A 15,771-nucleotide genomic window follows, 5' to 3' on the forward strand; every position below is an offset into this window, starting at 1 on the left:
GCCTCCCGTTCAAAACTTGCTCCCTGCAGTCGGCTTGATCTCGAGAGCGACACCCTCCTGGATCACCACGACGACGTCCTTCGCAGCGCCGACCTCGACGATCGGGCCAGCCTGGCGGGCGAGATCGAGATAGAAATCGGTGAGCTTGTCGGACGAGCGCGAGAGGCCGCCGGCGATCCCGGTCTTGGCGGCATCGCCGGCATCGAGCGTTCGCACCGAGCCCAGCGCCGAGGTCGAGACATCGCCGAAGGTGTTCTCGACCGACTGGCCGATGCCGGTGATGGTGCCGGCGATGAAAGCCCGGGCGAGCGTGGCGCCCGCCCGCGTCACGACCCGGCCGGAAAGGCCCTTCTTGCCGTCGGTATCGACGAAGAAGCCCTTGATCGGTTGGTCGACCACCGAACGCTCGTCGAAATCGACGCAAGAGAGCGAGACGAGCTGGACCTCGACGCGCTCCTTGGCGAGGCTGCCGGTCGCGTTGCCGATGACGAAGCAGCCCGAGAGGTTGGCCTTGACGTCATTGGGCAGCACGGCGGGCGCCTGGACGCGGGCGATGAGTGGCTCGGGATTTGACGTCGCATCCCGGCTCGCCAGCGCATCGACGCCGGTCAGGAGCCGAGCCTTCATGAAACCAGGCGGCAAATAGATCGTCCGATTCTTTTTTTTGGAAGACGGCCCAGCTCCTTCGCCGCTTGCCGGGGCGAGCGCGGACGTCGCCGCGCCGATTGCGCCCACGGTCTTTTCGACGGGCGGCGCGGGCGGAGCTGCAGGCGCGCTCGGCACCGGTGGTGGCGGAATGTTGGCGCCCGCGAGATCTGCATCGCTCGGTGGTGGCGGCAGCGAGGGAGCCGAACCGGGCAGGGCCGAGGGCAGTTCTCCTGGTTCCTCGTTTCCTTGAGTTCGGGTCCCGGGACCGATCTTGCCTTCCTCGATCGCGGTGATGCGCTCGCCAAGCAGGTCTTGACCGTCGAGCACCTTCTTGAGGTCGCCGCGCAACTTGGTCTCCAGGCTGTCTCCCCTGAGGCCCGCGCCCATGTCGAGCTTCGAAGCGGTCGGCGCGGTCTGGACCGGGGCGTCGCTCGAGGACGAGGCCGTGTAGAGCAGGTAGCCCACGACTGCGACGAGGCCTGCAATGGCAGCCTGGCGCAGGCGCAGCTTCTGCTTCGAGCTGAGTGCTTGCCAGCGGGCCTTCATGTCCAAGGGGCCGGCTGATCGCTCATCCTCGCCGCCATCGCGCCACGGCGGGCGGGAATGCGACTGGAGCCTTACGCGCGCGGCGCCGGTGTCATTGAGATCGGCAGCCTGGTCCATGGCGTCGTCCGCCAATCGGCCATGGGGCGTTTGACCATGAGGCGCTTGATTATCGGAAGCGCTCATCTTGCGTCTCCCCGGCGAACGACAATGAGGCGCGCGGCTTCGCCGGCCTTGAGCGCCAGACGGTCGACGCTGACCGCGAAGATGCGTGCGCCGAAAGTCCGGTCCAGGAACTGGCGCTCGTCGATCGCAACGTCAGCATTGGCATCGATGCGGTATTCGGAGGCTGACAGCTCCGAGCCCTCGATCTCGACGCGCCGGCGCTCGCGGACGAGGAGGCTTGGCAGGCTGGCCAGCACGATCATCTGCCGCCCCGGCGCGACCTCGGTGAAGCTTGCCGGGATGCGCTCCTCAAGCATCGACAGAGTAATGGACACGGCGCGCTCTTCCTCGACCAGCGGTCCGAGGAGATCTTCGTTTGAACGGGCGCGCTGTGCGCTGCCAGGCGTCAGCGACACCGTCTGCGCCGGAATGTCCGAAGGCTCGGCGTAGAGCGGGTAGATCGCGCCATTGCAGGAGACGAAGAACTCGGACGGGGCCGTGACGTAACTCTTCGTCACCATTCCGGCGTCGTCGCTCTCCTTGACCAGGAACTTGATCCAGGCGTCGGACCCTGCCTTTTCGACGGCGATCGCCTTCTCCGCGGAGAATTTGACGTCGTCGATCTCCCCGCCGACGCAGACGATGTGGTTGATGTCGCGGTTCGAGAGCCGGATCGTGCTGACTTGATCTGGCAAAGCGCTGATGCCCTGGCCGTGGGCAAGAGTTGCCATGAAGAGTGATGATGTTGCGAGCATCGCCAGCAGCGAGCAGGCACACGCGGTCCTACCGAACCTCGGCATCGAATTTCTCCTCGGACAGGCGGATGAGCCAGAAGCGGCCGTTGTCGACCAGGTAGGCAATCCTGAGATTGCCGCGGAACTTGCGGATGACGCCGCCGATGACGCGGACCTTCTCGACCGGGACGAGGATCTCGTGGGTAGTCCAGGTGATCGGCTGATCGGAACGGATGTATGTCGCGATCGACAGGGTCGGATTGTCCGAGAGCTCGTCGATCAGCGCTGTGAAAGTATCGCGCATCCCGTTGTAGGCCGACGGGTGGGCGATGCTCAGCAGCTCCTGGAACTGCCGGTCGGCCGAATAGGCGGAATAAGTCCCCGAAAGCGCGACGATGTTGCGGGTAATGGTCCTCAGGTACGTGGCCGATGGCTTGTTGCCCGTCACGTAGAGGTCGCCGCCCGCGCCGAACGGCACGATCACGGTGCGCCGGTTCTGGTCCGAAGAATAGACGACTGCGCCCAGGACTGCGCTGATCCCGAAAAGCCCGACAATCGCGAATTTCAGGAGGCGGTTTTCCTCGAAGAGGTTCGAAGATCCCTGCAGGTAGCGGTGGATGCCAAAGCTAGGCGGCTTGCCGAGCAGCGGATCGGCCTCGGGGCCGGTGCGGCGCGTAAATAGCGACATGGTCTCGCTCACTCGAAAAAGCGGGTCTGGGTCGGACCCGGATAGCCACGGAAGGTCAGGAGCCCCCAGCGCCAGGCGAGATGCGGCAGAAAACCGCGCGGCTTGGACCGCTTCCAGGGCAGGAAAAGGAGAAGGGCGCCGATGAGCATCCAACCGATCAGCCCGCCAACGATTGCCGCGACGAACACGGTCGACATGACCAGCACAAACTCGTCGGATCCGAACCACAGGATCTGGACTGGCCGATGGAGGTACTGGGGCAGACGCTCGTCCAATGCCCTTCTCCTTCTGCTTCGAGACTCCCGTCGGGAGCTCATTTCCAGCGGCCGACCATCGGCCGCCGGCTCGGAGGCGGGCGCTTGCCCCATGCGCTGGGCAGCGCCCACCAACCTGGTCAGATCAGCATTCCGAAGGTCTGGAGGATTGAGTCCGCCTTGATCAGGCAGACCGCCGCCACGATCGTCGGGATGCCGATCATGATGTTCGAAAACAGGCGCGAGACGCCGAACAGGAAGGCGGCGACACCGCCGACGAAGCCGAGCGGGCCTTTGACGCCCTGGTTCACGACGATGTCGTAAATGTCGTAACCGAGGTCGCCGGCGGCCGGCGCGGTGAAGGCGTTGGCGACGCCCATGGTCACCATGAGGGCGAGAGCCGCCATCAGGCTGTAGTCGGCCGCCGTGAGCGAGGCTCTGCCAAGTGCTTTGATCATCACTGTACTCCGAGAATGGGAGCCGTCCGGAACGATGCCTGGCCGCTCAGCGAGTGCCCCCAAGCGGGGCAAAGCCCTGATCAGGTTCTGGCGCTGTCGGACGATGGCCGTGTCGGACAGCTCCGGTGAGCCGCGGTCATCGGGCATGGCGGGCCGCCGGCCGGCTGAACGTCCGGCAGCTGACTGCCTCACGCCGCTGGACTGCGAAGGAAAGGGAAGGGAATTTTTAGCGAGGAGCACTGGTGAGGGCTTTTGCGGATCCCTTGGCGCTGGCGGCCACCAGGAAGGCTTCGAGCTCACCTTGACGGAACCCCGAGATCACCTGATCGCCCGCGATCAGCGTCGGCGTGCCGCCGATCTGAGCCTCACCGACGATCTTGGTCTGGGCCTCCAGCACCGCGCGGCCCTCGAGGCAGGTCAGGAGCTGCGCGGGCGCAGCGCCGGCGTAGATCGCCTTGAAAGCGGCCTCCCTGTCGGGGGAGCACAGAATGTGCTCGGCCTTTGCCGCGGCGCCGGCGTGAATCCCGGTGACGAAGAAGATCAGGCGCCGGACGGCCTTGCCCTCGGCCGCTTTGGCGGACCAGAAGCGATCGAGCGAATGGCAGTACGGACATTCGGGGTCGGTGAACTCGATGATCGTGGGAGCGTCTGCAGGTCCGATCGCCAAAGCCTTGCTCGCGTCGATCTTCGTGAGGCTTTGGCGGGCTCGCGCCTCTTCCGAGAGCGCCGTCAGGTTGACGCCGCTGCGATCGTAAACCGACGCGAAGATCAGATGCTCGCTCTCCGGCGCGTAATAGAGGAGCCGGCCGCCCGCGAGAGCCTGGTAGATCGGCCCCTTGATGGGCGAAGGGGCGAAGTGTTCGAAGCGAAGGCTGGTGAAGGTCTGCTGAAGGCGCCGCTGGGCATCTTCGCCTGCGGCGGTCAGCTCCGTGTCAACCTGGCGGTTTGCCTGGCCAGCGGAGGCGGGCGTGTCGGCAAAGGCCGGCGGTGACGCTGCGATGACCGCGGCCAATATCCATCTGTTAGCGTGTTTCATGGGTGCCTCCCTCTTTCGGGCTGGTGTTAGAAACGGGTTTCGGAGCCTGGCCCGGTGCAACAAGGGCGCGGTCCAGTTGGATGGTTGTTCCGAGCCTGAGTGAGGGTCGCGGAGCGCTTCGCTCAGCCATTACGCGGATGACGAAGCTTCCATCGACCTGGGCTATCGCCATATCCTTGGTCTCGGGCCGTGCTGCGAGTTCTTGCGCACCGGCATCGACAAGCGGCATAAGGATCGCCAACGAGACGACCGGGCCCATGAATCTGGAAATGCCGCGAGGCATGGTTCAGCTTCTCCTTTGCGGCGCGCCGTGGCAGCCGGTCTGATGGGATCGGTTCGGGCGTGGGAGCTTTGGTCGTTCGGGTAAGCTCGCCGTTACCGTGGCTTGGTGTGAACCGAGGCATGGCGAGGTTTGCCCCAGCCCCGCAAGGCGCGGGGCATTGCGGTGCCGCACCGGGGTAATGGGCTTCCCGACAAGGGAAGCGCCGTTCCGCGAAGCGGCACTCTATTTCCGTTTTGTAACGAGGCCGACACGCCTGCGCTCAGCTTGCCTTGATAGGCTGCTCGCGAATCTGGCGTGTCGTATACTCATGATCGGAGACTACGCGTGGCCGCACGACCATCACGGGCTTACAAGCTCAAGCTATCGAGGGAAGGGATCGCGCTCTTCATCGAATGTCACTGCCGGCTGTGCCATCTCGTTGGCGATCTGCTGCCTTATGGAACGACGCTCAGGGTCTCAGTTACTATGCTCGAGGCCACACCGCTTGACGAACTCGCGTCGGAACTCGTCTCTGGCGAGCTCACGGCCTTTGGCGGGAAGGAGATACGCTTCGTCGGGACATCCCCGACCCTTGCCACCTTGACCGCGCAGCTTTCCGATCGTGCGGCGGCGAACAGTGCGATCGGCTCGGCGCCGCAGACCTGGCGATTGTTTCTGGCTGCGCTTTCATTGATGCGCATTGCGGAGGATGCCTTCGTGGTAAGAACTTACGAGACCCTTCGCGAATGCGACGAAACCCTGCGCATGCGACGGGGGGAACTGAACGGGACCGGCTTGGTGCGCTTCAATACTCTCGTGTGCGAGACTAATTCGATTTGACCCTTGGTGTTTTATGCACCAACTTTCCCGCGTCGGGTAAATGCCGTTGGGAGATTTGAGCGATCGTCAGGGGGGACCTGCATGTTGCCTCAAATACTGCCAGCTAGTGATGGCGTATCTGTTATCTCAGTAATCAAGGAAAACTCGGGGAAGCGTATCGAGACGCGTCGCCGCAGGGACCGGATTTCACAGCGAATGCTTGCTGCTGCGGTCGGTCGCTCTGTGCGCTGGCTACGCGAGATCGAGGCAGGCATCGCGAGTTCCGCCCTTGAGGATCACATCCGCTGCGCACACGCGCTCGGCATGTCGACTGCACACATCTTCGTGCCTCTCCTCTTTGTGGAGCACAACATGCCCGTACCGCGAGAACTCTTGCTGCTCGATGACCTGTGGGACGCCGAGCGCGCCTGCCTCAACATCCTCCACGAGCACCAATCGGCCGCGCAAAATAGGCACGCGCTGAGATCAGTGCCCTCGCCTGGGGCGAGGGGCTGACGAGTCCGTCATCGATGGCAGCGGATCCCGTTACCTCCGAGCGAATCTACGCGCTCCTCAAAGCGGACCTCATGAGCGGTGTCTATTCACCTGGCGAGGTCCTGGTCGAGCGCAGGATCGCCTCCGACTTTGGTATAAGTATCTCACCGGTTCGTGCCTGTGCTTACCGGCTCGTGGGCGAGCGAATGCTCGAGCTAAATGTCGGGGGCGGCTTTAGGGTTCCTGAAGTGACCGAGGCAGGCTTGCGCGACCTCTACTTCTGGCACGGACAACTGGTGCGGAACTCGGTCAACGCGGGCGACCAGTTCGCCATGGAACGCGGGCTACAGTCCGCGGTACATTCTTCTTTCGCCGATACGGCGGCGATGGCCAGAGGCCTCTTCGAGAGGATCGCGATACGGTCGGCAAATGCCGAGATCCTGGCCGCCATACGGTCTGCAGGCGAGCGACTTCACGTCGCCCGACTCCGGGAAAGTTCGGTGATGCCCGGCATCGACGACGAGCTCGCGGCAGTTCAGACCCTCACCGAAGAGGGTTCAGGCCATGACCTGCTTCGAGCCATGTGGGCATACCACCGCCGACGTCTGCGCCGCATTCCAGAACTCGTGGCCGCGGTTCACCGACCACTGGATAGAAACCTAAGCTCCTGAAAACACGGTGCCGAATGAAGCTCCGGTGGTCACCGCCGCACTGGAGATCCAGGTTTGCGATGCCGTTATTTGCATCAGTGAGACCTTATCAGCTGCGTGATGAAATTGCCCCGGACCTACACTTGCATTGGCTGAATGGTTCAGCCGCAGATGGAGGTACTTATGGACCGAACAAACGAACAGGCCGACCTGGACGTGATCGAGCTCGGCATGGCCAGCGAAGAGACCAAGGGTCTCGAGCAGGGCCAGGGCGAAGGCATCGCCAAGCGCGTCACCGGCATCAGCAACGACTGATCGGAAGGGGGCAGGCGCGGGTCTCTCGCGCCTGCCTCACGCGCCATGCCCGACCTCGACCCTCATCATCGTTCGCCCCATTTTACCGCATCCCCGGCACTGTCCTTTTGCGTTCTGGAAGGCACCGTCATCGTCCTCGACATAGTGGCTGATCGCTATTTCGCGCTCGGGGCCGAGCGCGGCGGCAAAATCCTCGCAAGCCTTGCCGGCAAGGACGATCTCGATCGCTTGCCTGTTAGCGGGGTTGCGTTGACCGGCGATCGTTTTGCCGGGGCAATCTACGTCATTCGCAAGAAGCTCGCACCGCCCGCACGAAACTTCTCGGCGCAGGCGAGGCCTCGGCAGATCCCGCTCATCGTAGAGACCTGGCGGGCACTATGGCTTCAGATCGCCGCGATCGGCCGCCTCAAGGCGCTCGGCTTCGAGCGGACCCTGCACTGGGCCACCCACCACGGCGCGGGAAAAAAGTCGGCCCAGAATGGACGGGAGCGCGACGGGGAGACCGTAATCCGTGCCCATCGCTGGGCCAGATCGAACCTGCCATTCAAGGGTGTATGCCTGCCGGCATCGCTGGCCCTCTCCCGCGCGCTCGGGCAGGCCGGCACCAACTACGCCCTGGTCGTCGGCGTCAAGCTCAACCCGTTCGCGGCCCATTGCTGGGTCCAGGCGGGCGACATGGTGCTGAACGACGACCTCGAGACGATACGGGCGTTCACGCCGATTCGCGTCGTGCGAGGATAGACCGGCGTGAGCCACTTCGCCTTACTCGCATCGACCGGACCTTCGGAGGAGGCCGCATCCTCTCGCAGCCGCCTCGCTGCCCTGGCGCGCGCCAAGGGAATGATCGAGATCGCCCGAAATGCCGTCGGCATCCTGCTGGTCGAGCCCGAGAGTGTTTTTTCGCGAGTGACCTGCGGCGAGGCGCAGGCCTTCCTGTTCGGCGAGGCATTCGAGAAGGAGCTGCGCGGCCGGTCGCGTTCAAACGGAATCCAGGCGCTCCTCGAAGGACTATGGGGCGACTTCACCTGCATTGCGGTCAGCATATGGCCCGAGCCCCGGGTGGAAGTTGCGCCCTCGCTCTTCGGTACGATGCGCGTCTTCGCTTGGGATCCAGCGCCAAACTTGCGGCTTTACACCTCTTCGCTCGACCTTGGCCTCGCGCTGGTCGGGGCCGCACCGGGCATCGATCTGAGCGAGCTATCCGCCTTTCTCTTGCGCTCGACCTTCCCGCGCAGGCGCACTTGTCTTTCCGGGATCGAACAGGTGCTGCCGGGGACGATCGACAGTTACGGGCCATTCAGCGCGTCGACCAGGCTCTGGTGGGATCCCTGGCAATTCGTGCCTTCCCAAAGTGCGGGAGAATGGGCCGACCGGCCCGACAGCTTGCGGCGCATCATCTTGGACTGCGTTGCGAAAACGGCGCGCGGGACCCATCCGCTGCTCGAGCTTTCCGGCGGGTTCGACTCGTCCATCCTGGCGCACAGTCTGAGCGAGGTGGGCATCGCATTCGAGTCAGTGACACTCGTTAGCTCGGCGGCGGACGGGGACGAGCGCGACTTCGCCCGGATCGCGGCCGGACACGCCGGCGCGTGTCTCGCCGAACTGTCCATGCGGGTGGAGGACGTGAATGTGACCCAGCCGCCCGCGATCCGGACAGTTCAGCCGGGACCGCATATCCTCGCGCAGCACATGGACCGTCTCTCGACGGCCGTTGCGGCCGACCTCGGCTGCGATTCTTTCATCAGCGGCGGCGGCGGCGACAACGTCTTCTTTGCCACCTATTCAGTGGTCCCAATCGTCGATCTCTGGCGAAACCGTAGATCGCTGGCTGCGACCTGGCAGGCCATCCGGGACGTCGCCGCAATTACCAATGTCGCACCGAGTGATGTGGTCTGGCGCTCGATCTACCGCTCCTGGTGGCGAGACGAGGCCCCGCGCTGGGAGCGCGAAACCGACTTCCTGGCGCCAGCCCTTTGCGAAGCGCGCGGCATCGAACATCCCTGGTTCTCGAATGCCGATCTGAGCCGACCCGGCGTTGTCCGGCACGTGCGATCGCTGATCGGCATCCTGCCATGCCTCGACGGTTATCCGCGTGGGCGAGGCAGCCGCCTCAAATTCCCGCTGCTGTCGCAACCGATAGTAGAACATTGTCTCGCCGTGCCAAGTTGGGAATGGATCCGCAGTGGACGCGACCGGGCCTATGCGAGGCGCGCGTTCGATGGTTTTGTCCCGGATGCGCTTCTCGCTCGGCGACAGAAGGGCGCGCTGGACGGCATGTTCGCCCAGCTGTTCAATGCCAACCGCCAGATCCTCAGAGATCACCTTCTGGGCGGCTATCTTGCCGGGCAGGGACTGCTCGATGCGCGAGCGGTCGATCTGTACCTTTCCGCGCGACCCGTGCTCACAGACAAGCAGTACTATCGGCTTATTGAGCTCGCCGGATATGAGAACTGGTGTCGAACATGGACCTAAGGCGCTTGCGCGGATTCTGGCCGGCACCAAGTTGGGATTCCGAACGCACACTTTAGGGCGGGCGAGGGTGAGTGAGCGCGTTTTTATCGAGATGGAATTAGAGCCGCGCGCTAGACCGATTGAGGATGTCCCGGAATTGCGCCGCATGCTGGGTCCGGGCCTTTCCGATCGTCTCGCGGGCAAGATTCTGAAGGGTGGAGGCGGCTGCGGGCGTGACCTTGTCGAGCCCAGCTGCCTTGGCTTCTTCGGCCGAGGGAGCCTTGTCGAGCCTAATATGGCGTTTTCCCAGCGCCTGCTGCGCCAGATCGAGCGACAGTTTCTGCTGAGATTGTAGGGTCAGCGCAAAGAGGCGTGCACCGTCGAGCAGGAAGCCAGGGGACCGTGTCTTGCGGGCCGCATGCCCTCCAACGGCCCCTGCCGTCCCGAGACTAACGATCCGGATATTCTCCAAGGCGTGCCCTCGCGCGAGCGCCCGCGTCATCGCCACGATATCCGGCGCATTGGCCACAAGCCCGCCGTCGATGAACAGCCGGTCGCCGATGGCATGCTCCGGAAAATAAGTCGGTGCGGCCGAAGTCGCGAGCGCGATATCGCGCAGCAGCACGGTCTGGTCGCCCACGCCATGTTCAAACAGCACATGGCTGTCAGAGAGCACCTCGATCGACGGTATGAGCAAGGTAGCTAAAGCATCGCCCAAGACCTTCTTGTCCGACTTGGCGAGCACTGCATCAATCGTGGTCGCCAGTCCCTTGGAACTGTAACGGGCACCGAAGGCTCCGAGCCGGATGCGCGGGAACACGCGCTTTCCCTTGATCCGATAATAGGTAGGGAAGATCGCGTCACCATTGTCGAGAAAGGCGTCGAACAGATCACAAGCGGACACGCCGCATGACAGTCCGATCCCGAGGATGCCGCCGATCGACGTACCGGCGATCATGTCAAAGACCTGGTGGAGCGGCCGTCCCGCCTCTTCCTCGAGCGCCACGAGGATCGCGGCACTGTAAAGGCCACGGTAGCCACCGCCGGTGAGCGCGAGTATCTGATAGGGACGCGGAGCCAGCGTAGGGGGCTCGTCGTTTGGCCGTAGCTCAGGTGCCGACATCAGGGCGAAACCACGCTGAGCTTCACCTCGGTATGATAAGGTTGGGTTGCCTCAACCAAGGTGCCCCCCCGAGCCAGACAGGTGGCGACGATCATCCGAGCGGCTGAGCTGAGCTCGGCTTCCCGGCCGCTCGGCGAACGCCCCATCAGGTTCGGGGTCGCTTCCAGATCGGCCCAGATGCGCGCGGCGTTTTCGTCGAAAGGAGCAATCCCCTGATATCCGGCGGCGATTGCCACGAAGATATCGAGCGCACTTCGCAAGGCCCGGCGTCGCGCGGCGTTAGTCACCTCTTCGATTGTCTTAAGCGCTTCACCCACCGAAATGGCGCTGATTTCGACTGTGTTGACCGGCGTCTGCCTACGCCACGTGGCTATCGCGGGCTCATCGGTAAGAATATCCAACAGAGCCTGGGTCGACAGCAAGTAGATCACCGGCGCGGCCTAGCGGAGCGGACCTGGGTCAACGGATTTCGACCAACGTATCGCGCGGGTGACTTTCGCTTACCTCCAAACGCCCCGGAACTGCGCGAAAACCTGAAGCTTGCAGGGCATCGTCCAGCGATACCGCGGATGCGGCGCTCTGGAGCATGGTGGCGAGATCCTTGATCGACAGCAGGACGGTTTCCTCGCCCGGATCACTCCGGACGAGTTGGGCATGTCCTTGCTTGGCCGCGTTGTTATAGGCGCTGAACTTGTCTCTGACCGTCTTCACGGGTTGTGGGGCGGAATTGGACAGGCTAGACAATACCTCGAGCAGCGCCGCTTCGAGCTTGCTTCGATTGCCCACCGGCAGCGATCGGAAGGCAGCCATGTAATCGGCGTTCATAAGGACCTCCTTGATGAAACCGGTATAACAAGGTGGCCACCAATTTGCAAGATTGGTGGCCACCTTGCTTATTGCTCGTTCAGCCGCGCCCGGCTGAATTTGAACAACTCATAGATGAGGCGGCCGTCATAGGATTCAAATGCGGCGGTCTTGTCCATTTCGAAATGCGTCACGGTACGCGAAGGCGGAGCGGCACTGAGCGTCTTTAGGGTCTTCTCGAGCACGTCGAGCACGTCTGGGAAGCGGTGAAACTGCTGCGACTCAAGGATGATGACAAACTCGGCCATGATGCCGCGACTGCCGGGATCGACGAAGACCTCAACCTCGCTGAAGACCCGCATCTTCGACAGCTGGCTATGGATCTTCTCCCCGATCACCTCGGCGAGGTCGCTGGTGAGCGGGGTGGTGGCGACAGCGCGGCAAATCGCGCGGATGGCCTTGTTGGTCTTGTCCTTTTCGCGGTGGGATTTGGTTTCGCCGGCGATAATCGACCCACGGCGGCGCATCATACTCCTTCCCGCCGCCACGTCATCCAGCAAAGCGAGCCCGTCCGACTGCTGCTTGAGACCCAGCCGATCAGAAGGGGGTGACAGCGGCCAATGGAGTTTCGGCTCGAGGAGGAGATAGGGCCCACGCTCAGCTTCGAATCGCTTGAGCAGCCCGTCGAGGACGCCCCTATCCGAGGGCCGGCGCCACACCCTCAGCAGATCGTTATATTCGCCGAGCAGCCGCATGATAGTGAAGCCGAACAGCTTTTCAGCTTTGAGCCATTCGGCAAGGGCCTTTGCGTCGGCTTCTCGGTTCCCGCCCCGAAGGAAAACAAGTACCTCTTGTTCGCCGAACAGGTGATGCAGCGAGTCCACCCAACGATAGCGGTCGATGAGATCGGGAAAGTGAAGTCCTAGATTAGGCGTATTCCAGTAGGGATCGGACTGGATGATCTTCCTCAGCTGCTCGATCACCTCAGAGATTTCAGGCCGCATCTTGGGGTCACGCGCGCACATGCGCTCGATGAGCTCGACCAAATCCTTACCAGACTTGCGGTGTGCATCGCTGAAATCGATGTAGTTGTCGGTGGAATAATATCCCTGCAACGCCTTGATCGGATCGCGATTCTTCACGATCTCGATAAGCGGATGAAATCCCATCATCGTTTCGTAGAAGACGAGTCCAAGCGAAAAGACGTCAGTCTTGAACGATGGATCCGCTTCCTTGAGCACGAGCTCGGGCGCCATATAGATACCCGTCCCGCCATAGACAGGCGGCTCGGTCTTACGGAAGGCATATCCGAAATCCGCGAAGCGCGGATGAATACCGTTCCCTTCGCGGAAGATCAGAATGTTCTTCGGTTTGATGTCATTGTGGTAGATTTTAAAGTGCTGCATCGCCTGGACTCCGAGCGCCATCTGCTCGAGCAAGCGCACCCGCTCCAGCGGCAAGTAGGAGCTGAACTCCGCGGATCCGAAAAACTTCTCAAGGCTGCCTTCCGGAGCGAAATCCATCACCAGGCCAAAATGCGCGTAGCGCTCGCCACGGAATTCGGCCTTGCCCTCGATCTTGAAATGGGGCTGTACGATGTGGATGCTGTTAGAACTTCCGAGCAGGTCGACCTCATATTCGAGCCGGGCATCGCGCGTCCGAAATTCCCGATCCGATCGATCCTCCCAAGGGATGTAGCGAAGCTTCAGCGCGAGATTGGAGTGATTGGGAAAGTCCATATCCTCGACGCGCCAGATCTCGGCTTGACCACCGCTGTCGAAAAGTTCGATCAGGCGGATGCGGTCGGACAGGATGTCACCCTTCTCAAAAACGCTCGGCATGGCCGTCCTCCTCCGGCTCGAGATCGACGATGATCACAGAGTAATTGTCAGGCACGCGACACCGCTGGCCGCGGGCCTGGAGCACAGCGGCCATCTCACCAGCCGGCCGATCGATTGCGCCCAGCTCGGCCTGGGTGACGATCTCGAACAGGCCGTCGGTGCACAATAGCGCTCGGCAGCGATCGACGATGGGGAGGGGAGGGTAAGATATTGGCCGCGGCGGGAACCGCCCGACAGTGTTGACGAGGACGTTCGAACCGCTCTGCGACTTGAGCGCGGTGAAGTCGTTGATAACCTGGTTCTGATCGACCGCAGTGTGATGCTTGGTGAGAAGGGACGCAACACCGTCACGCAACAGGAAGACAGGAGAATCCCCAACGCTCGCGTAATGAAGCGCATTCTCCGCGATGATCATCACCGTCAGCGTAGTTCCGGGAACCCTGGCCTCGCTGGCGAAATGCTCACGGAAACGCCTCGCTGCACGATCAATCAGCGCGGCGACACCGCATGCGGGAAATTCGGAACGCAAGTCCAGAAAAGCTTGGTGCGCTTCGATCACGGCCAATCGGCTCGCCTCGGCGCTCGTTGGCCTTGAGCCGATGCCATCGGCAATCGCGTAGAAGTGGTGGGCGTCGTCGGCTAGCAGCGCGTCCGCGTTGAGGTGCCGGACGGGACCGCATTGGGAGAAGGCTGCCGAAATCCCCATAACCACCCTCCAAGAGTGAGGTCGCGAACAATAGCGGCCGATACTCACTGGAAAGATGGTACGAGGCGTCTACCTTCCTCGTCTAACTATCCTCAACAGGTGGCCTTAGGCACCTGTAGCCTAGCTTCCCAAAATGAACAATATGTCGTGACAAAAATAATCACCACTATTTATTCAACTTGGTCGGAGCGATGCCCTGTCGCCGCGGCGCGCTATGCGGCGGGCTTCGCGCACACTGATCGGGCTCGCAAGTTGGGCGTCCAGCGCCTCGGACTTGGTCGGAATGGGTAGGTCATTCGGCAACTCGTTGCTGCGCAGCCAATTGGCGAGCGCCGTATAGGCCTTGGGCGCTTTCTCGCGAATCAGAGGCCGTGTAAGCACGCCGCGCCCGGCCGCAACCCACGGGCCAAAGCCTTCGGGCGCCCGGAGATAATTGAGAATGCCTTCGCCCGGAGTATAGTCGCGCTCAGGCTGGTCGGGCAGCATAGTCCTGCTTGTCGCGAGCTTGAAACTCTCCGCGCACTCGGTGACGGCAGCCTTGAAATCTGGGACAAAGGCCTCGGCAATCTCATGCTCGGTCATCAAAATGACGACAGCGTCATCAACGCCCTGCGCGAACTGATCCTGGTATCGATAATCAACAAAGGGAAGCGGAGGTTCGGCCGCGCGTCTGGCCATCAACGACCTACCGGCTGCCGTGCTGGGCTGGGCGGCGACTTCCCCCACCTGTTTCGTCGTCGTCGCCGTGCTGACTTTGGCCTGGAACGTGTAGGCTAGGGCAAGATTCTTCTCTTCGTTGTGGATGACCATTGCATCCTGCCGATTTCCATCGGCATCGTTTCGCAGGCCCAAATCCGCCACAAATTCGTAGTCGTGCAGGATAACGGGCTCATGGAGATCCCCTTCTTCGCTCATTCGAACTCCTCTTGCTCGCTGCGGGACTCATTCGTTCTGAACATCCTCTCACTGGCGTTGCCAAGGCCGGGTAGGACATAGAGGTTGTCGTCGAGTTGGGGATCCTCCGCTATGGCGAAGATGTCGACGTCGTCGGTGATCCCCTTGTTTTGAGGATTGCCGTAGAAGTTCTCCCTGCCCGGCTCCGATACGATCAGGCAGCCGACGCGGACGTTTTCGCCCTTGAAGCCCTTTCGGACCAATGACCGTACGGCAAGCGCTGCGGTTTCCCCCTGAGAAATGACCGGATCGACGATGAGAAATTTAGTGCCGCTTGAGGTGCGCGGAATCGAGAGCATGTAGCAATGGTGTTCGTTGTTGGATGTCCGGTAGATGCCAATATGGCCGGTTCGTGCCATTGGTAACAGTTCGGAAAAGGCTTCACCCATCACGAGGCCCGCACGCAACACGGGCATGATGACCAGGTCTGACTGGTCACGAACATACCCCGTCGTGCGGACGCCGTTGGCGGTCACGATTTCCTTGGCTGCAAGGTCAAGGTCTCGTGTCATTTCGCTGCACAGGATCAGGCTAGCCTGCCGCATTAGCCGCCGAAATCGGTTTGGTGCACATTCACGGTCCCGCATGTGCGACAGCTTGTGCAGCGCCAGATTGTGATCGATCAGCCTTAGGCGGCCAGCCATGATGATGCCCCTATCTGTCAGGACTATAAAAGCGCTTCGGGTCGATAACAACGAAAAGATAAAAACGTTGTTACGGCGCGCGTTTTAAGCGACCAGTTGGCCTTGCTGAGCGGCAAGCTGCAATGCCAGTCGGAGGTGTAAGTGCCGAACAGGCAGGCGGGCCAGTCCTCGTCGATTTCGA

The 15,771-nt window shown here is 62.0% G+C and carries 19 protein-coding genes; 6 read left to right on the forward strand and 13 right to left on the reverse strand.

Annotation, left to right across the window (positions count from 1 at the left end; all coding sequences use genetic code 11):
• Window positions 1–9 precede the first annotated feature (9 nt).
• The 6 genes from KRR38_RS01555 to KRR38_RS01580 form a co-directional block, all read right to left on the reverse strand.
• The gene (locus tag KRR38_RS01555; RefSeq protein ID WP_254514602.1) at window positions 10–1,377 is read right to left on the reverse strand and encodes a TraB/VirB10 family protein; all 1,368 of its coding nucleotides are present in this window, start codon (window positions 1,375–1,377) and stop codon (window positions 10–12) included.
• Window positions 1,374–2,156 carry a type-F conjugative transfer system secretin TraK gene (locus KRR38_RS01560; RefSeq protein WP_217397956.1) on the reverse strand — a complete coding sequence of 261 codons (783 nt, stop codon included), beginning with the start codon at window positions 2,154–2,156 and terminating at the stop codon, window positions 1,374–1,376. Before KRR38_RS01560 ends, KRR38_RS01555 begins: the two co-directional genes overlap by 4 nt.
• Entirely contained in the window at window positions 2,140–2,778 is a 639-nt protein-coding gene (locus KRR38_RS01565; protein ID WP_217397958.1) for a type IV conjugative transfer system protein TraE, read from the reverse strand. The genes KRR38_RS01560 and KRR38_RS01565 overlap by 17 nt, the downstream gene beginning before the upstream one ends.
• A gap of 8 nt (window positions 2,779–2,786) precedes the next feature.
• Entirely contained in the window at window positions 2,787–3,053 is a 267-nt protein-coding gene (locus KRR38_RS01570) for a type IV conjugative transfer system protein TraL (RefSeq protein WP_217397960.1), read from the reverse strand.
• Window positions 3,054–3,172: 119 nt separating this feature from the next.
• The gene (locus tag KRR38_RS01575; RefSeq protein ID WP_217397962.1) at window positions 3,173–3,490 is read right to left on the reverse strand and encodes a hypothetical protein; all 318 of its coding nucleotides are present in this window, start codon (window positions 3,488–3,490) and stop codon (window positions 3,173–3,175) included.
• Between the two features lie 226 nt (window positions 3,491–3,716).
• Complete coding sequence (locus KRR38_RS01580) at window positions 3,717–4,502, reverse strand: DsbC family protein (RefSeq protein ID WP_254514603.1); 786 nt, start codon at window positions 4,500–4,502, stop codon at window positions 3,717–3,719.
• A 631-nt stretch (window positions 4,503–5,133) separates the two neighbouring features.
• Here KRR38_RS01580 and KRR38_RS01585 point away from each other — a divergent pair.
• The 6 genes from KRR38_RS01585 to KRR38_RS01610 all read left to right on the forward strand — a co-directional run bounded on the left by KRR38_RS01585 (window position 5,134) and on the right by KRR38_RS01610 (window position 9,539).
• The gene (locus tag KRR38_RS01585) at window positions 5,134–5,628 is read left to right on the forward strand and encodes a hypothetical protein (RefSeq protein ID WP_217397966.1); all 495 of its coding nucleotides are present in this window, start codon (window positions 5,134–5,136) and stop codon (window positions 5,626–5,628) included.
• 195 nt (window positions 5,629–5,823) lie between these two features.
• The gene (locus KRR38_RS01590) at window positions 5,824–6,123 is read left to right on the forward strand and encodes a hypothetical protein (protein WP_254514604.1); all 300 of its coding nucleotides are present in this window, start codon (window positions 5,824–5,826) and stop codon (window positions 6,121–6,123) included.
• Between the two features lie 14 nt (window positions 6,124–6,137).
• Window positions 6,138–6,773 carry a GntR family transcriptional regulator gene (locus KRR38_RS01595; protein ID WP_217397970.1) on the forward strand — a complete coding sequence of 212 codons (636 nt, stop codon included), beginning with the start codon at window positions 6,138–6,140 and terminating at the stop codon, window positions 6,771–6,773.
• Between the two features lie 162 nt (window positions 6,774–6,935).
• The gene (locus tag KRR38_RS01600) at window positions 6,936–7,067 is read left to right on the forward strand and encodes a benenodin family lasso peptide (RefSeq protein WP_217397972.1); all 132 of its coding nucleotides are present in this window, start codon (window positions 6,936–6,938) and stop codon (window positions 7,065–7,067) included.
• Window positions 7,068–7,112: 45 nt separating this feature from the next.
• On the forward strand, window positions 7,113–7,808 hold the full coding sequence (locus tag KRR38_RS01605; protein WP_217397974.1) for a lasso peptide biosynthesis B2 protein: 696 nt from the start codon (window positions 7,113–7,115) through the stop codon (window positions 7,806–7,808).
• 6 nt (window positions 7,809–7,814) lie between these two features.
• Window positions 7,815–9,539: an asparagine synthetase B family protein gene (locus tag KRR38_RS01610; protein ID WP_217397976.1), complete on the forward strand. Its 1,725-nt coding sequence runs from the start codon at window positions 7,815–7,817 to the stop codon at window positions 9,537–9,539.
• 97 nt (window positions 9,540–9,636) lie between these two features.
• Here the strand turns inward: KRR38_RS01610 and KRR38_RS01615 are convergent, their stop codons facing one another.
• The 7 genes from KRR38_RS01615 to upp all read right to left on the reverse strand — a co-directional run bounded on the left by KRR38_RS01615 (window position 9,637) and on the right by upp (window position 15,590).
• Window positions 9,637–10,641 carry a CBASS cGAMP-activated phospholipase gene (locus KRR38_RS01615; protein ID WP_217397978.1) on the reverse strand — a complete coding sequence of 335 codons (1,005 nt, stop codon included), beginning with the start codon at window positions 10,639–10,641 and terminating at the stop codon, window positions 9,637–9,639.
• Window positions 10,641–11,072, reverse strand: coding sequence for a type II toxin-antitoxin system VapC family toxin (locus tag KRR38_RS01620; protein WP_217397980.1), 432 nt, complete (start codon window positions 11,070–11,072; stop codon window positions 10,641–10,643). Before KRR38_RS01620 ends, KRR38_RS01615 begins: the two co-directional genes overlap by 1 nt.
• A 28-nt stretch (window positions 11,073–11,100) precedes the next feature.
• Window positions 11,101–11,466, reverse strand: coding sequence for a hypothetical protein (locus KRR38_RS01625; protein WP_217397982.1), 366 nt, complete (start codon window positions 11,464–11,466; stop codon window positions 11,101–11,103).
• 68 nt (window positions 11,467–11,534) lie between these two features.
• Window positions 11,535–13,286 (reverse strand): protein kinase, encoded by a 1,752-nt coding sequence (locus tag KRR38_RS01630; RefSeq protein ID WP_217397984.1) that lies wholly within the window; start codon window positions 13,284–13,286, stop codon window positions 11,535–11,537.
• On the reverse strand, window positions 13,270–13,992 hold the full coding sequence (locus KRR38_RS01635) for a PP2C family serine/threonine-protein phosphatase (protein WP_217397986.1): 723 nt from the start codon (window positions 13,990–13,992) through the stop codon (window positions 13,270–13,272). The genes KRR38_RS01630 and KRR38_RS01635 overlap by 17 nt, the downstream gene beginning before the upstream one ends.
• Window positions 13,993–14,166: 174 nt before the next feature.
• The gene (locus tag KRR38_RS01640; RefSeq protein WP_217397988.1) at window positions 14,167–14,907 is read right to left on the reverse strand and encodes a hypothetical protein; all 741 of its coding nucleotides are present in this window, start codon (window positions 14,905–14,907) and stop codon (window positions 14,167–14,169) included.
• The gene (upp, locus tag KRR38_RS01645) at window positions 14,904–15,590 is read right to left on the reverse strand and encodes a uracil phosphoribosyltransferase (RefSeq protein ID WP_217397990.1); all 687 of its coding nucleotides are present in this window, start codon (window positions 15,588–15,590) and stop codon (window positions 14,904–14,906) included. The genes KRR38_RS01640 and upp overlap by 4 nt, the downstream gene beginning before the upstream one ends.
• Between the last annotated feature and the right edge of the window lie 181 nt (window positions 15,591–15,771).

This window comes from Novosphingobium sp. G106, from assembly GCF_019075875.1.
Taxonomy (GTDB): domain Bacteria; phylum Pseudomonadota; class Alphaproteobacteria; order Sphingomonadales; family Sphingomonadaceae; genus Novosphingobium.

Excerpts from the sequence above, each read along its gene's own strand:
- KRR38_RS01630 (WP_217397984.1), bottom strand. The coding sequence starts at position 13,286 with ATGCCGAGCGTTTTTGAGAAGGGTGACATCCTGTCCGACCGCATCCGC.
- KRR38_RS01600 (WP_217397972.1), top strand. The coding sequence starts at position 6,936 with ATGGACCGAACAAACGAACAGGCCGACCTGGACGTGATCGAGCTCGGC.
- KRR38_RS01605 (WP_217397974.1), top strand. The coding sequence starts at position 7,113 with ATGCCCGACCTCGACCCTCATCATCGTTCGCCCCATTTTACCGCATCC.
- upp (WP_217397990.1), bottom strand. The coding sequence starts at position 15,590 with ATGGCTGGCCGCCTAAGGCTGATCGATCACAATCTGGCGCTGCACAAG.
- KRR38_RS01635 (WP_217397986.1), bottom strand. The coding sequence starts at position 13,992 with ATGGGGATTTCGGCAGCCTTCTCCCAATGCGGTCCCGTCCGGCACCTC.
- KRR38_RS01590 (WP_254514604.1), top strand. The coding sequence starts at position 5,824 with ATGCTTGCTGCTGCGGTCGGTCGCTCTGTGCGCTGGCTACGCGAGATC.
- KRR38_RS01625 (WP_217397982.1), bottom strand. The coding sequence starts at position 11,466 with ATGAACGCCGATTACATGGCTGCCTTCCGATCGCTGCCGGTGGGCAAT.
- KRR38_RS01560 (WP_217397956.1), bottom strand. The coding sequence starts at position 2,156 with ATGCCGAGGTTCGGTAGGACCGCGTGTGCCTGCTCGCTGCTGGCGATG.
- KRR38_RS01615 (WP_217397978.1), bottom strand. The coding sequence starts at position 10,641 with ATGTCGGCACCTGAGCTACGGCCAAACGACGAGCCCCCTACGCTGGCT.
- KRR38_RS01640 (WP_217397988.1), bottom strand. The coding sequence starts at position 14,907 with ATGAGCGAAGAAGGGGATCTCCATGAGCCCGTTATCCTGCACGACTAC.
- KRR38_RS01555 (WP_254514602.1), bottom strand. The coding sequence starts at position 1,377 with ATGAGCGCTTCCGATAATCAAGCGCCTCATGGTCAAACGCCCCATGGC.
- KRR38_RS01595 (WP_217397970.1), top strand. The coding sequence starts at position 6,138 with ATGGCAGCGGATCCCGTTACCTCCGAGCGAATCTACGCGCTCCTCAAA.
- KRR38_RS01575 (WP_217397962.1), bottom strand. The coding sequence starts at position 3,490 with ATGATCAAAGCACTTGGCAGAGCCTCGCTCACGGCGGCCGACTACAGC.
- KRR38_RS01565 (WP_217397958.1), bottom strand. The coding sequence starts at position 2,778 with ATGTCGCTATTTACGCGCCGCACCGGCCCCGAGGCCGATCCGCTGCTC.